This is a genomic window from Kurthia sp. Dielmo (assembly GCF_000307285.2).
GTDB classification, from domain to species: Bacteria; Bacillota; Bacilli; order Bacillales_A; family Planococcaceae; genus Kurthia; species Kurthia populi.
The window spans coordinates 311,071-326,438 of the sequence record NZ_HE578956.1; the positions used below are offsets into that span (position 1 = coordinate 311,071).

General features: G+C 42.2%; 11 protein-coding genes. 9 read left to right on the forward strand and 2 right to left on the reverse strand.

The window, feature by feature from the left end:
• The first annotated feature begins 92 nt into the window (after positions 1–92).
• The 4 genes from addB to KTHG_RS01915 all read left to right on the forward strand — a co-directional run bounded on the left by addB (position 93) and on the right by KTHG_RS01915 (position 8,888).
• Entirely contained in the window at positions 93–3,611 is a 3,519-nt protein-coding gene (addB, locus tag KTHG_RS01900) for a helicase-exonuclease AddAB subunit AddB (RefSeq protein WP_020189227.1), read from the forward strand.
• Positions 3,592–7,275, forward strand: a complete 3,684-nt coding sequence (gene addA, locus KTHG_RS01905; RefSeq protein ID WP_020189228.1) for a helicase-exonuclease AddAB subunit AddA — start codon at positions 3,592–3,594, stop codon at positions 7,273–7,275. Before addB ends, addA begins: the two co-directional genes overlap by 20 nt.
• Before the next feature lie 210 nt (positions 7,276–7,485).
• The gene (locus KTHG_RS01910) at positions 7,486–8,385 is read left to right on the forward strand and encodes a fumarylacetoacetate hydrolase family protein (RefSeq protein ID WP_020189229.1); all 900 of its coding nucleotides are present in this window, start codon (positions 7,486–7,488) and stop codon (positions 8,383–8,385) included.
• Positions 8,386–8,510: 125 nt separating this feature from the next.
• Positions 8,511–8,888 (forward strand): YisL family protein, encoded by a 378-nt coding sequence (locus tag KTHG_RS01915; RefSeq protein ID WP_044527248.1) that lies wholly within the window; start codon positions 8,511–8,513, stop codon positions 8,886–8,888.
• Between the two features lie 43 nt (positions 8,889–8,931).
• On the opposite strand, the gene KTHG_RS01920 is transcribed toward KTHG_RS01915, so the two are convergent.
• Together KTHG_RS01920 and KTHG_RS01925 are read right to left on the reverse strand one after the other, a co-directional pair.
• Entirely contained in the window at positions 8,932–9,789 is an 858-nt protein-coding gene (locus KTHG_RS01920; protein WP_020189231.1) for a DegV family protein, read from the reverse strand.
• An 11-nt stretch (positions 9,790–9,800) separates the two neighbouring features.
• A complete protein-coding gene (locus KTHG_RS01925) occupies positions 9,801–10,613 on the reverse strand; it encodes a Cof-type HAD-IIB family hydrolase (RefSeq protein WP_020189232.1) in 813 nt (270 codons plus the stop codon).
• A gap of 133 nt (positions 10,614–10,746) precedes the next feature.
• Here KTHG_RS01925 and KTHG_RS01930 point away from each other — a divergent pair, with 133 nt between their 5' ends.
• The 5 genes from KTHG_RS01930 to KTHG_RS01950 all read left to right on the forward strand — a co-directional run bounded on the left by KTHG_RS01930 (position 10,747) and on the right by KTHG_RS01950 (position 15,309).
• On the forward strand, positions 10,747–11,511 hold the full coding sequence (locus KTHG_RS01930; RefSeq protein ID WP_020189233.1) for a prolyl oligopeptidase family serine peptidase: 765 nt from the start codon (positions 10,747–10,749) through the stop codon (positions 11,509–11,511).
• Positions 11,512–11,556: 45 nt separating this feature from the next.
• Positions 11,557–11,871, forward strand: a complete 315-nt coding sequence (locus tag KTHG_RS01935) for a metal-sulfur cluster assembly factor (protein ID WP_020189234.1) — start codon at positions 11,557–11,559, stop codon at positions 11,869–11,871.
• 82 nt (positions 11,872–11,953) lie between these two features.
• The gene (locus KTHG_RS01940) at positions 11,954–12,958 is read left to right on the forward strand and encodes an NAD(P)H-dependent flavin oxidoreductase (RefSeq protein ID WP_020189235.1); all 1,005 of its coding nucleotides are present in this window, start codon (positions 11,954–11,956) and stop codon (positions 12,956–12,958) included.
• A 173-nt stretch (positions 12,959–13,131) separates the two neighbouring features.
• Positions 13,132–14,637 carry an ABC transporter permease gene (locus KTHG_RS01945; protein WP_020189236.1) on the forward strand — a complete coding sequence of 502 codons (1,506 nt, stop codon included), beginning with the start codon at positions 13,132–13,134 and terminating at the stop codon, positions 14,635–14,637.
• Positions 14,638–14,649: 12 nt separating this feature from the next.
• Positions 14,650–15,309 carry an ABC transporter ATP-binding protein gene (locus KTHG_RS01950; RefSeq protein WP_020189237.1) on the forward strand — a complete coding sequence of 220 codons (660 nt, stop codon included), beginning with the start codon at positions 14,650–14,652 and terminating at the stop codon, positions 15,307–15,309.
• Positions 15,310–15,368: the final 59 nt, after the last annotated feature.

Sequence of the window (15,368 nt, forward strand, 5' to 3'; positions counted from 1 at the left end):
TTGAGAAATAAGCGAATATACGTTCTTATTTTGTGCGAATACAGGCAAGTCCATGTATAATAAAGGTAATTACGTTTTAGAGGGGGAGTACGATGGCTTTACGTGTCATTTCAGGGCGAGCAGGCGTTGGCAAAACACATTTCATGGAACGCGAAATCATGGATGCAGTCAATAAAGAACCACTTGGGGCGCCGATATTTATGGTTGTTCCAGACCAAATGTCATTTTCAAGTGAACGCAATTTAACGTGGATGGCTGGGGAGTCACGCGGAACAATTCGCGTGCAGGTCACATCATTTAAGCGATTAGCATGGCGCATTTTACAGGAGGCAGGTGGGATTAGCCGTCAGGAGCTCAATGGCTTTGGTTACCGCATGCTACTAAAAAGTGTCCTAGAAGAAAATAAAGATAAGCTACGTCTTTTCGGGAAAGCTGCGGATAAACGTGGCTTTACAGAAGAAATGGAGCAATTATTAAAGGAATTAAGCCGCTATAGCGTCAATGGCGACAAGATGGCATTGATTCAACGTGAGTTCGACCAATTAGACGCACCGCGCACGTTGCAAGATAAGGTGCATGATATTCAATTAATTCAGGCAGCAGTTGAGGAGCGACTGGGGACGACCTATGTCGATAGCGAGGGTTATTTACCACTACTTCAACAAAAATTAGTCCATTCGACGATGATTCGCGAGGCATCAATTTATATTGATGGCTTTATGTCGTTTACCACGCAGGAGTTTGATCTTGTGCAAGAGCTTCTTGCGACCGCAAAAAATGTCACGATAGCACTACCATTTGAGCAGGAGTTCGATGCAGATGATGAGCAGGCGTTATTTTATGAGCCGGCAAATACAGCACGTCGCTTAAAAGATGTCGCGTTTTCAAACGGTATTGAAGTGAAACCAGATGTCCATTTAACACAGACGATGCGCTATAGCAATGATACGCTTCAAACGATTGAATCGCAGTTTGAGCACTATCATCCGAAGCAGGCGAAAACGACGGCGCATCTCGATATTGCGGCAGCCGTTAATCCTCATGCGGAAATCCATGAGGTCGCGCGAAAAATTCGGACGCTGTCACATGAGGGCATCGCCTACAATGAAATGGCGATTATTTACCGTCAGGCAGAGCAGTATGATCCACTGCTATCCACCATTTTTCCGCAATATGACATTCCGTTTTTCATTAGCCAAAAGAAACCAATGCTGCATCACCCACTCATTGAATTTAGTCGCTCGATTTTAGAGAGCATTCAAACGGATTGGAAGTATGAGCCGATTTTCCGTGCGATTAAGACGGATTTATTTTTCCCATTACATGCAGATAAGAAAATTTGGCGCGAGCGTGCAGATCGGTTAGAAAACTTTGTGATGGCACAAGGGATTTATGGCGAGCGCTGGTTTGATGATATTCGCTGGGTGTATAAAAAATACCGTGGCTTAGAATTTTTCACAACAAAGCAAACCGATGAAGAGCGTGCATTCCAGCAAGAAATTGAAGCGGTACGTGTACTTGTACGTGAACCGCTGCAACAGCTACAGCAGCAATTAGAGCAAGCACATACGGGCCGGGCCTATGCAGAAATTTTATACACGTTCATTGATGAATTAGCGATTTTTGCGAAGCTACAAGAGCTAAAAGATTATGAAAATGCGCATGGCAAGCTACTTGCAGCGACCGAGCATGAGCAGGCATGGAATGAATGGGTGAATGTGCTCGACCAATTCGTCGAAATGTTTGGCGATGTGGAATTAACGCTTGATGAATTCATTGAAATTTTAGATGAGGGGCTGGATTCACTTGAGTTTTCACGCATTCCACCGTCAATTGATGAGGTGACAGTCGTAACGGCAGATTTAGCGCGTTTAATGAATATGAAAGCAGTATTTGTCATTGGCATGAATGAAGGAGTTTACCCGCAGCGTATCGACCGCGAAGGCTTGCTAGCAGATACGGAGCGCGAGTGGTTTGAGCGCACGGGGAATGAGATTGCACCAACCTCTCGTGAGCGTTTACTTGAGGAAAATTTTATCGCCTACCGTGCATTTACCGTAGCATCGCATGAATTATTTATTAGCTATACGATGGCAGATAGTGAAGGGAAAAGTGTCTTGCCGTCGACTTATTTGAAGAAGATTCATGATCTTGTACCGGGCTTAGAGGAGCGCTATATTTATATGAGCCCTGAGGAATCGCTTGATACCGAGGATGACTGGCATTATATCGCACACCCACGTACGGCACTCGCGTATTTAATGATTCAGCTTCGTAAGCAGTACTATGACCAAGATGCGCTGACACCGGCATGGGCTGCGCTGAAGGAATATTATCAGAATGATCCCTACTGGGAAGATGTACTGAAGCGTTTGATGCGGCCACTTATTACGCATAATCGCGCTGAAAATCTAACACCAGAATATACACGTGAATTATATGGAAAAGACATTATTTCAAGTGTATCGCGTATTGAAAAATATTATAGCTGTCCATTCTCACATTTCACGACTTATGGACTGCATTTAGAGGAACGTAAAGAATACCGCCTCGAAACGCCAACTATCGGTGATTTATTCCATGCGGCGCTTAAATACATTTCAGAAAAAACAGAGGCACTCGGTCTGACATGGGGACAGTTGTCTGTTGAGGAATGCCGTAAACTTTCGCAAGAAGCGGTGGCGGAAATCGTACCGATGCTGTATCACAAAATTTTACTTAGCACGGCGCGCTATCGTTATATTATGCGTAAACTGACACAAATCGTTGAGCGTACGATGCTGTCGCTAGCTAATCATGCCAAAACGACGGGCTTTAAGCCAATTGCTATTGAAGCTGCTTTTGGTCCAGGACAGGGCGATATGCTCCCACCGCTTGTTATTCAGCTTGATAATGAGCATAAGCTACAAATGCGTGGACGAATCGACCGTATTGATGCGACAGAAGTGAATAATAAGCCGTATATTCGTGTGATTGACTATAAATCTTCTGCGCAAAAATTAGACTTAAATGATGTCTATCATGGGCTATCGCTACAAATGCTGACGTATTTAGATGTTGCGATGACAAATTCAAGTGAATGGCTACCACTTCATGCGGAGGCAGGCGGTGTATTATATATTCACGTCCACAATCCCATGTTAAAAGCGGATGCCGTACTGAGTAATGACGCGCAGGAGCAGGAAGTATTGAAGGACTTCAAAATGAAGGGCCTACTGCTTGATAATCGAGATGTGCTCGTTGAAATGGATGAAAACTTAGCGGACAATGGTGGGCGTTCTCATATTATCCCGGCTTACTTAAAAAAGGATGGCTCGACATCCGCAAGCTGGAGCTCAGTCATTAATGAAAAGGATATGGGTGACCTTCAAAAATTCGTCCGTCAAAAGCATAAAATAGCGGGACAAGGCATTTTAAAAGGTGATACGTCGATTAGTCCGTATCGTATGAAACAAAAAACAGCATGTGAATATTGTTCCTATAAATCGGTTTGTCAGTTTGATGTCAATGACGCGCATCAACAATACCGCGCATTGCCAATCGACAAGCCAGAAGTTGTAATTGAGAAAATTCGTAAGGAGGCGGTGGCAGATGACAACATTACCGATTAAACCGCAGGACGTCACATGGACGGATGACCAGTGGAAGGCAATTTGGGCGAAGGGGCAGGATACACTCGTCTCTGCAGCAGCCGGCTCAGGTAAAACGGCGGTTTTGATTGAGCGTCTTATACAAAAGGTCATTGATGAAGTCAATCCAATTAATGTCGACGAATTATTAGTTGTGACGTTTACAAATGCCTCTGCCGCTGAAATGCGTCAACGAATGGCAACAGCACTCGAAAAGGCCGTAAAGGCGAATCCAGAATCACAGCACTTACGCCGCCAATTAACGCTTGTGAATAAGGCACAAATCTCAACACTGCATTCATTCTGTTTAGCGATTGTGAAGCAGTATGCATATTTACTAAATATCGACCCAGGCTTCCGTATTGCCAATGAAAATGAAGCGGCACTTTTAAAAGATGACACGATGGCAGAAGTATTAGAGGCGGCATATGATGTCGCAGATCCAAGTGAGATGTATCGTCTAGTGGATGCCTTTACATCAGACCGTAATGACCAGGACATTGAAGTGTTAATTGAAAAATTGTATGATATGGCTCGCGTAAATCCAGAGCCTTTCCGTTGGTTGGATGACTTACCAGAGCGCTACAATATGGACGGTGTGACGTCACTTGATGAGCTTGATTTTGTTCAATCAATTCGTCAAACAATGGTGCATAGTGTCGACGAGGCCATTGCGCTTATTTTAGAAGTACGTGCGTTAGCGAATACACCCGATGGCCCAGATGCTTACGGTGAAACCGCGCAGGCAGATTTAATTTTGTTACACGAAGCTCGAGCATTCCTAAACGAACGCTCATGGGAGGAGGCCTATGCCTTTTTCACAGCGTTTAAATGGGGCAAGCTGAAGGCACAGAAAAAAGGGACTTGCGACGAATTACTATTAGACCGTGCGAAGGCCAAGCGTAATGATGCGAAAAAGGTACTAACTGATGCGACCGAGCAATTTTTCAGCCGCAGTCCAGAGCGCTTATTAGAGGAAATGCAGCATATGTATCCTTTAATGCAAACGCTTGTTGAATTAACGAAACAATTTACTGTGGCGTATAGTGCCGCAAAAAATAAAAAAGGCATCGTTGATTTCTCCGATTTAGAGCATTTTGCGCTGGCAATTTTAACACAGGAAGTTGATGGCAAGATTGTGGCATCGGACGTCGCCAAAGCGTATGAAGCACGCTTTAAAGAAGTACTTGTCGATGAATACCAGGATACAAACCGCCTACAGGAGACCATTTTACAATTAGTAAAAGCAGGTGCTGAGGCAGATGGGAATCTATTTATGGTCGGCGATGTGAAGCAGTCGATCTATCGCTTCCGATTAGCAGAGCCGGGACTATTTTTAGATAAGTATGCGCGCTTTACCGAGCAGGCAGAAAATACGGGTATGAAAATTGATTTAAATGCGAACTTCCGTAGTCGTCACGAAGTATTAGATGGCACGAACTATATTTTTAAACAAATTATGAGTGAGGAAGTCGGCGAAATCGATTATGACGATGCGGCTGCATTGAAACCACAAGCACCGTACGCAGAACTTGATATGCCGATTACACTCGCAGTACTGCATACACCCGAGCTTGAGGAAGAGGCAGAAACGCCAGAGCTTCAGGCAGAAGAGGAAATGAAGAAATCACAACTTGAGGCGCGGTATATTATTGGGCAAATTAAACAGCTCATTGATACGGGTGCACAGGTGTATGATGCGTACGAAAAAGATGCGGCGGGTAATCCGATGAAGCGTGATATGGAGTACCGTGACATTGTTATTTTAATGCGTTCTATGACATGGTCAAATGACTTTGTGGAAGAATTTAAATTGGCCGGTATCCCGTTGTATGCGGAGCTATCAGCAGGTTATTTTGAAGAGCTTGAAGTGATGATTATGATGAATACATTACGTATTATCGATAATCCATATCAGGATATTCCACTCGCATCTGTATTGCGTGCGCCATTTGTGGGCATGACGGAAAATGAGTTGGCGGCGATTCGTTTAGCCGAACCGAAAGCATCGTTTTATGATGCACTGAAATCATTTGTACTAAAAGAGCGTAGCGGTCTTCATGCAGGAACAGCTGAGAAATTACAGCGCTTTTTACTACAGTTTGATGATTGGCGAGATTTAGCCCGCCGTGGTTCACTTGCAGAATTAATCTGGCAAGTGTATATGGATACGAATTATTATGAAATGGCGGGGGCCATGTCGAATGGTAAGCAGCGTCAAGCGAATTTACGTGCGCTTTATGACCGGGCGATTGCATATGAAAAAACAGCATTCCGTGGGCTATTCCGGTTCCTACGTTTTGTTGACCGTATTCGTTTACGCGGTGAAGATTTAGGAACTGCAAAAGCAATTAGCCAATCAGAAAACGTGGTACGCTTGATGACGATTCATGGCTCAAAGGGGCTCGAATTCCCCTATGTTTTTGTGGCAGGAATGGGGCGCCCATTTAATAAAATGGATTTCAATTTACCGTATTTATTTGACCAAAACTTTGGCCTAGCGGTGAAGATGATTGATCCAGAAAAAAGATTGCAATATACCTCACTGCCATTTTTAGCAGTGAAGGAGAAAAAGTTACTTGAAATGAAAGCGGAGGAAATGCGTGTCCTTTATGTAGCCATGACACGTGCAAAAGAAAAGCTATTTTTAGTCGGTACAGTGAAAAACTGGGAAAACACCGCGATTACGTGGCATGAGATGCAACAGCTTTCTCTCGATGAGCCACTACCGCCGTATATACGCCGAACCGCCTCAAATTATTTTGACTGGGTTGGTCCAGCTATTGCGCGTCATGCAGATTACCAACAGACGCTTGATATGGTATTGTCTGCACGACCTGATGAGCCGTCGCGCTTTGATGTTCAAATCGTTGATGCGACGACATTCCAGGCGGCAACAGTCGAAGATGAAGTCGTAGAAGTAGCGGATACACCAGTGGATAAAGCGTTACTAGCACGCATTGAACAACGCTTTGATACCCCGTATCCGCATAAAAATCGCTTGCATAAACGCTCAAAGGCCTCTGTTAGTGAATTGAAGCGTCTGCAAACGCTTGAGCAGCAGGAACTACCAGAAATTTTTGCGACGACTAAGCCATCCGCACAGCGCGTTGCAACACGTCCGCGTTTTATGCAGGAGAAGAAGATGACAGCAACAGAAGCGGGGACAGCGATGCATACCGTTATGCAGCATGCACCACAGCAAGGCTTTGCGACGGTTCCACAAGTAGCTGCATTCGTTGAACAGCTTGTAGAAAATGAACTGTTAACAGAAGCAGAAGCAAAAACAATTTATTATAAAAATATTTTAGCCTTTTTCGACTCTTCCATTGGTACGCGTTTCAAAGAGGCAAAAGCAATTCATCGTGAGCTACCATTTACGTATCGCAGAGCCGATGCAGATGGTGATGAGCAAATCGTCCAAGGGATTATTGACTGCTTACTTGAAATGCCGACAGGGGAGTGGATTCTGCTCGATTACAAGACCGACCGTTTAAAAAATCATGCGAATCCAGAGCAAGCACTTCGTGAACGTTATGAGATTCAGCTGGCACTTTACACAGAGGCAATCGAATGTATTTTAGGAATAAAAATTGCAGAAAAAGTAATTTATGCGTTTGATAGTAGTGAAACAGTGGTACTGTAGAATATTATTGTAAAAACATGATAAAGTCGCAATGATTCGTTAGAAAATGCGTTGTCACCATGTTATTCTTTTCATCTTCATGTCCATTTTTAGAGAAATTTCAACAAATTGTGTGGAAATTCATAACTTACCGAAAATTCGCACGAAAATGGAGGAAATTATTTAGAAAATGATGTATGATGGAAAAAAGAAGAAGGAGTGCTACTATTCATGAAAATTTTATCATTTCGCTATAACGATGTTGTTAGCTTCGGACCTAAAGTAAAAAAAGAGGAAGCCGTTTGGGACGTGCTAGCAATCCAAGAACAACTACAAGTATTACCATCATTCGCTAAAACAATCGTTGAAGGGATGACATTTGGCTTTGAATTCGTTGAAGCTGCACGTAAGTTAGTGGAGGCTGCGGAGAAATCAGAAAATCCAGCAGATTTCAAACGTGCATTTACAGAAATTGAATGGTTAGCACCGATTCCACGTACGACGAAAAATATTATCTGCGTCGGTAAAAACTACAGTGAGCATGCGAAAGAAATGGGCGGCGAAGCACCTCAAGATATCGTCGTATTCACTAAAGCGCCAACTGCCATTGCAGCAGATGAAGAAACATTATCTGTGCATGCAGATGTAACGGATTCACTTGATTACGAAGGTGAATTGGCCGTAGTTATCGGTAAAAAAGGGAAAAATATTCCGAAAGGTTTAGCGTTCGACTATGTATTTGGTTATACAATTGCCAACGACATTACAGCACGTAACCTACAAGATAAACATAAACAATATTTCTTAGGGAAATCATTAGATGGTTCTTGCCCAATGGGTCCATACCTTGTAACGAAAGATGAAATTCCTGATCCACAAAAATTAACGGTCGTAACAAAAGTAAATGACGAAGTACGTCAAAATGGCACAACTGCCCAAATGATGCACACAGTTGAAGACTTGATCGTTGAAATCTCAAGCCTTGTGACATTAGAGCCAGGAGATGTTATTTTAACAGGTACGCCAGCCGGTGTTGGTAAAGGGATGACACCACCACAATTTTTAAAAGCAGGCGATACAGTGAAAGTATCAATCGAAGGTATCGGTACTTTAGTGAATCGTTTCGAATAATTGTCGAATTCGGCACAAAACCCCCTGAACTTTGGTCCAGGGGGTTTTTATCAGTTGTATAGTTAAAACGGCTTTGATACGATAAAAGTGCACAAATTTAAATTTTTGAGGGGGACATCATTATGATGGACGCATTATCTAGTACGACGCATTTGCACATCACGGCTTGGGCAGTCGGCATCATTTTATTTTTCGTTGCTTATTTCTCAAAACCAGATGCAAAAGGTCGTAAAGTAACACATATGATTTTACGCTTGTTCTACATTTTCATTATTGTTTCAGGCCTATTATTATTCTTAAATTACCATGGCATCAACGATATGATGTATGGTATCAAGCTTGTTTTAGGTGTTGTCACAATTGGCTTAATGGAAATGGCATTAGTGAAGAGTCAAAAAGGTAAAAATGGCAAAGGCTTTATGATTGGCTTTATCGTTGTTTTTATTATCACATTCCTAGTAGGTAGCTATTTACCAGTAGGTATTAATTTATTCGGTAACTAATGAGCATAAAAAAACAGGAGTCGCAGTCGCGACCCCTGTTTTTTTATGCGTTAAATTGGCGATTTAAGAAGAAAATTGCAATAACACTTGGACCCGTATGAGACGCAATCGTTGAACCAACAATCTCGATTTGAACGGCTTTTGGATGGAAAGCATCAACAATCATACGTTTCATTTCATTTGCAGCATCCATATCATCGCCGTGTGAAATACCAATCACTTGGTCTGATAAGTTTTCACCGCGTTCAGCCATTACTTCGATAATGCGTTTAAAGACTTTTTTACGGCCACGAATTTTTTCAATCGGCACAAGTTTGCCATCTTCCATATGCATTAGTGGTTTAATGTTTAATAAGCCCCCGATAAATGCGCTAGATTTTGACACGCGACCACCTTTTGCTAGGAAATCTAAATCTTCTACTGTAAAGAGGTGTTCCATATGCTCCGCTTGGAAACGTGTGCGGTTGATGACTTCTTCATATGAGAAGTTTTCATCACGTAAACGCACGGCTTCTTCAACAACAAGTCCCATACCAAGTGATGCACACTTCGTATCGATAATTTCAAGCTGTAAATCAGGATACTCTTCGCGTACTTGCTCACGCAGCATCATTGCTGTTGAATACGTGCCTGATAAATTAGAAGAAAAGGCAATGTATAAGCCTTGTTCGCCTGATTTTGCAAGCTCTGTAAAAGCCGTTAAGAATGCTTCAGGTGATACTTGGGATGTTTTCGGGCGATTGCCGTTACGAATTTGATTGTAAATTTCGATTGGCTCGATGCCTACTACGTCGTCAAATTCTTGACCACTAATTTCAACACGTAGTGGGAATAAATGGACATCATGCTCAGTAAAATATGCCTTTGGTAAGTCACAGGCACTATCGGTAAAAATTTTCATAAAAAAACCTCCTATAATTTCAGCTGTAATCGATCAGCTAAAAGCGCCGCAATCCCGTCCTCGTTATTGCTGGCTGTTATTTCATTCGCTATGTTTTTTAATTGAGGAATGGCATTGTCCATTGCAACACCAAGACCTACATAATCAATCATTTCTAAATCATTATCCTCATCACCAAAAGCAATAATGCGTTCGCGTGGAATACCTAATTCACGCGATACATGCGCAACACCTTTTGCTTTATGAATACCACGATGTACAATTTCTATAACATGCCACGGGTCTCCCCAGCGACGATGGTCTATTAAATCAGCTTTTGTATCCGCTAAATGCTTACGAATCACTGCTACATCATTTTCTTTTGCTTGCAATAAAATACTAGTAGGTGAAGATTTAAGCGTTTGAGCTAAAGGCCCCTCTGTAATAACGGGATTCCCCATGCTTAAAATATCGAGTAGACGCGCATCATGATTTTGGATATACACGTCATCTTTCACCTCGGCTAAAATATTATCAAGCTGAAACGGTGCAAGCGAATCTACGATGTCATGCACATCAGGCAAGCCAATCGGTGTGTGCATCGCATGAAAGGCTGCGGCTCTCGGATGATGAACATAGGCACCGTTGAAATTAACAATCGGTGTCATTAAATCTAATTCATTATAATATAATTTACTAGCACGATAAGGACGCCCTGTCGCAATCATGACCTGATGTCCCTCAGCACGTGCCATTTTGAGTGCATGCTTTGTATGTGCAGAAATTATTTTGTTATCAGTTAATAGCGTACCATCTAAGTCTAACACAATTAAATGAGGCTTCATTATATTTTTACCCCTTTCTTACTAAATCGTAAATACTATCGAAATAAGTTTACTTTTTCTTTTGTACTGCGTCAAAGTTTTGTCATGAAATGGCATTTTTGATAGGATAGGAATGAATAGGAGCTGAAAATACATGATAGTAGCTAATGAAAAATGGGGAAATATCCCTTTGTTACACGTTTATGATGAAGAAAAGGCGACTGCTGATACACCAATCGTACTTTTCATTCATGGTTTTCAAAGTGCGAAAGAGCATAATCTTCACTACGCATATAATTTAGTACAGCAAGGAATGCGTGTGCTGATGCCGGATGCTATTTTACACGGTGAGCGCTCACAAGGATTGAATACCATTGAAATGAGCTTACGTTTTTGGGAAACGGTGCTAACAAATATTCAAGAAGTAAAATTCCTTTATGAAGAGCTACGTCGCAAAGGCTTTACAGGTCGCTTTGGCTTAGCTGGTACATCGATGGGCGGCATTACAACACTGGGTTGCTTAAAGGTTTTCGACTTTGTTGAAACGGCCGCTGTTTACATGGGTACCGCTACATACGTGACATTAGCAAAAGGTCAATTAGCACAAATTGAAGCGCAAGGCTTTGACTTACAGCTGACAGAGCAAGAACTTACGGATTTAATGAATACCCTAACATCGCTCGATTTAAGCTTAACACCTGAAAAACTAAACAATCGTCCTGTTTATTTCTGGCATGGGAAGCAAGATAAAACCGTACCATTTAATTTGGCCTACGATACGTATGTCGCAAAGTTCCAGCCTTTATATGAAAACAATCCAGAGTTGATTCGTTTTGATATTGCGAAGAATGAGGGACATAAAGTAAATCGTAGCGGGATGCTTGCCGGAGTTGCTTGGCTTGCAGAGCATTTGCGTTAATTGTATGATAGAGGTATCTACTATAGAGAGAGGAGTTACGTTCTCATGGCAATTGAAGCAGATTTAAAAGATAGCATTCTAGGTGCACTAGAAAATGTCATCGACCCTGAACTAGGTATCGACATCGTTAACCTTGGTTTAGTATATGATATTGATATGAATGACGAAGGCACTGCGATGATTACGATGACACTGACATCAATGGGCTGCCCATTAGGTCCTGTTATCGTTGACCAAATTCGTACAGCGCTTTTCGAACTTCCTGAAGTGAAAGATGTAGACGTAAATATCGTATGGAATCCACCTTGGTCTAAGGAACATATGTCACGTTACGCAAAAATGGCATTAGGTGTACGCTAATTTATAAGAGGTCGGGCTTAGCCCACCTCTTTTTTTTATGCCGAAAAATAGGGTATGCTTAAAGCAGATAGGGGGGAATAGAATGTATGAAATTATTCAAGCACCAATGGCGGGTGGCAATGCGACACCTGCGCTCGTACATGCAGTTGAACAGGCGGGTGGATTTGGTTATTTAGCAGGCGGCTATAAAACGGTTGCTGCGCTAAAGGAGGAAATTCATTCGTTACGAGCACTTGGAACGGATTATTTTGGCGTCAATTTATTCGTGCCAGCACAGCCGAATGGACAAACAGCGCTCACGAAAAATTACTGTGAAAAACTCGCAATTGAAGCAGAGTTAATCGATACAACAATTGGGGACTATACCTATTCAGATGATGAGTGGTCAGCAAAATTTCAGCTTATGCTAGATGAAAAAGTGCCGGTCGTAAGTTTCACGTTTAATATGCCGACACCAGCGCACGTGTTGCAATTAAAAAAAGCCGGCATTCAAACGGTTCAAACGGTTACCTCAGTAGAAGAGGCACAGCAAGCCGAAAAGCTCGGTGTAGATGAGGTATGTGTGCAAGGAATTGAAGCGGGAGGGCATCGTGCGGCTTTTGACGATAGAGACCCAGTAGAAACACCACCGCTTGTGCAGCTTGTAAAAGATGTGGTGGCGGCTATTGATATTCCGGTGATTGCAGCAGGTGGCATGATGGATGGTGCTAGTATTCGCGAAGTACTAGATGCCGGAGCACGTGCTGCGCAGCTTGGTACCGCTTTTCTATGCTGTCCGGAGAGCGGAACGAAGCCAACGCATATTAAAGCATTATTAGATGGGCATTTTACGACGACAGCATTGACGCGCGCCTATACCGGGCGCTTAGCACGCGGGTTAGAAAATGACTTTATGCTGCGCTACAATGATGCCCCACAAGCGTATCCAGAGCTACATTATGTGACACAGCCGCTACGAAAAAAAGCGGGCGAATTAGATCGTCCAGATTTATTAGCGATGTGGGCTGGCGAGAATTTTTCAGCTATTCGTGTACTGCCTGCAACGGAACTTGTTTCCTTATTAAAAAAAGAAGCAAACCTATCATAGAAAAGTAATTTTTAAAAGAAGTCGCAAATAGGCGACTTCTTTTTTATTTTGAAAAAAGTTAAACGTTGACATATTTCTGACGCACAACCCTCCTATACTAACAAATGTAAACAACAGCATAAGCCATTTTAATCACTCAATGGTCACACATTTTACTTATAGGAGGAAATGATATGAACTTTTTAAAACGTGCTTTTTATAGCACAAAAGCAAAAGTCGGTCGTTCACTACTACTGACATTTGTATTCTCAGCTATTTTAATTTTCATTCTTGCGGGTTTGACGATTCAAAGCGCCTCACTTACAGCCGCAGAAAATGCTAAGAAAAGTATGGGGGCTACAGTAACGCTTTCAGCCAATATGGAAAATGCGATGAAGGAGATGCAGGAGAATACTCGTGATGGCGAGCGACCAGACCCTAGTAGCTTCAGCATTACACCAATTGATTTAGATGATGTTGAAAAAATCACCGCACTCGATAACTTGTCATCGTACTCATTGTCATCAACAACGACTGTGAACGCAAAATCATTTGATGCTATTTCATCAGAAGATTCATCTGATGATAGCGACACTGAGCAGCAAGGTGGTCCAGGTGGTATGCAAATGCCTGAAATGGCATCACAAGGTGATATTTCAATCTCAGGTACAAATGCAACAGCAACTGCCTCATCGTTTACAGGTGGCACAGCGGAAATCATTGATGGTGTAGGCATTACAGAAGCCGATGCAGACTCCAATAAAGCCGTCATTGAAACAAATCTAGCAGAAGCAAATGATATTGCTGTTGGCGATACAATTAAAGTTAAAGGTGACGACAAAACGTATAAATTAAGCGTTGTCGGTATTTATAAATCAACCGAAGCAACAGACGCACGTAGTATGCAAATGGCATCATTAAATCCGTACAACACGATTTATACATCATACACATTTGCGAATAAAGTCAAAGGTAGCGACTATAAAAATACGGCAGATTCCGTTGTCTTTAACGTAACAGATCCAGAAAAAATGGATACCTTTGTGAAAGCAGCAGAAGCAACGGGCTTAGATACAGATACGTATGCATTAACAACAAATGACCAAGTATATCAACAAATGGTACAGCCGCTTGATAACGTGAAAAGCTTCGCGAATAAAATCGTCATTTTAGTAGCAGTAGCCGGTACCGTTATCCTAGCGTTGATCGTGATGCTAACCATTCGTGAACGTAAATATGAAATTGGTGTTCTCATGTCTCTAGGTGAAAAACGCAGTAAAATCATCGCCCAGTTCTTTACAGAGCTTGTCTTTGTACTTGTTATTGCGCTAGCAGTAGCGGGTGTGAGCGGTCAGTTTGTCGGCAACGCTGTCGGTAAGCAATTGATTGAACAGCAAACGACGACACAAACAACGGATACCGCTTCAAATGCACAAGGCGGCCCTGGAATGGGTGGCGGTCAAGGTAGCGGAGCCCCATCAGGGATACCAAGTGGCGGTGGCCAAGGAGGTCCTACAATGGGCGGCAATATGTCACAAGCTGCTGATGTACAGGAGCAAATTAGTGATTTAGATATTACATTATCGATGAAGGAATTAATCGAGCTTGGTGGCTTTGGCTTAGGCATTAGTTTCCTTGCTGTCATCATTGCTTCAATTGGCATCATGCGTATGAAACCAAAGAAAATTTTAATCTCATAGGAGGAATCGAATATGTTAGAAGTAAAAGACGTCAATTATTGGTATCAATCTAAAAATGATGTGCTCTATGACGACATCAATTTAACGTTTGATAGCGGCAAATTATATGGCATACTCGGCTCATCAGGCTCTGGTAAAACAACGTTCTTATCACTCATCGCTGGCCTTGATGTTCCGAAGAAAGGGGATATTTTATACGACGGCAAATCGATGAAAAAAATTGGTTTAACGGCTTATCGTAATAAATATGTCTCAATCGTTTTTCAGTCATACAACTTATTGCCGTATATGTCTGCGGTGGATAATATTTTAGCAGCACTTGAAATTACCAATTCACAGCGTAAAGACCGCAAAACCTATGCGCTTGAAATGCTAGCGCGTGTCGGTATTACAGAAGTCATGGCGAAGAAAAATGTACAGCATCTGTCAGGTGGTCAGCAGCAGCGTGTTGCAATCGTTCGTGCGATGTGCTGTGACGCACAGCTCGTTGTAGCTGATGAACCAACAGGGAACTTAGATGAGCAAAACTCACAAGAAATCATTAAGCTATTTGCAGAGCTCGCACATGAACAGCAAAAATGCGTTATCGTCATTACGCATGAGCGTGACATCGCAAATGCTTGCGATGTCGTATTAGAATTGAAAAACAAGAAATTTAATACGATTAAATAATCAATGAGGTTCGGCAATGGTCGAGCCTTTTTTGTTTTGAAAAAAGTTCATACAATTCC

Bases quoted from the DNA above. Each gene is read 5' to 3' on its own strand.
- KTHG_RS01940 (WP_020189235.1), top strand. From the start codon at position 11,954: ATGTATGAAATTATTCAAGCACCAATGGCGGGTGGCAATGCGACACCT.
- KTHG_RS01930 (WP_020189233.1), top strand. From the start codon at position 10,747: ATGATAGTAGCTAATGAAAAATGGGGAAATATCCCTTTGTTACACGTT.
- addB (WP_020189227.1), top strand. From the start codon at position 93: ATGGCTTTACGTGTCATTTCAGGGCGAGCAGGCGTTGGCAAAACACAT.
- KTHG_RS01920 (WP_020189231.1), bottom strand. From the start codon at position 9,789: ATGAAAATTTTTACCGATAGTGCCTGTGACTTACCAAAGGCATATTTT.
- KTHG_RS01915 (WP_044527248.1), top strand. From the start codon at position 8,511: ATGGACGCATTATCTAGTACGACGCATTTGCACATCACGGCTTGGGCA.
- KTHG_RS01950 (WP_020189237.1), top strand. From the start codon at position 14,650: ATGTTAGAAGTAAAAGACGTCAATTATTGGTATCAATCTAAAAATGAT.
- KTHG_RS01925 (WP_020189232.1), bottom strand. From the start codon at position 10,613: ATGAAGCCTCATTTAATTGTGTTAGACTTAGATGGTACGCTATTAACT.
- addA (WP_020189228.1), top strand. From the start codon at position 3,592: ATGACAACATTACCGATTAAACCGCAGGACGTCACATGGACGGATGAC.
- KTHG_RS01935 (WP_020189234.1), top strand. From the start codon at position 11,557: ATGGCAATTGAAGCAGATTTAAAAGATAGCATTCTAGGTGCACTAGAA.
- KTHG_RS01910 (WP_020189229.1), top strand. From the start codon at position 7,486: ATGAAAATTTTATCATTTCGCTATAACGATGTTGTTAGCTTCGGACCT.
- KTHG_RS01945 (WP_020189236.1), top strand. From the start codon at position 13,132: ATGAACTTTTTAAAACGTGCTTTTTATAGCACAAAAGCAAAAGTCGGT.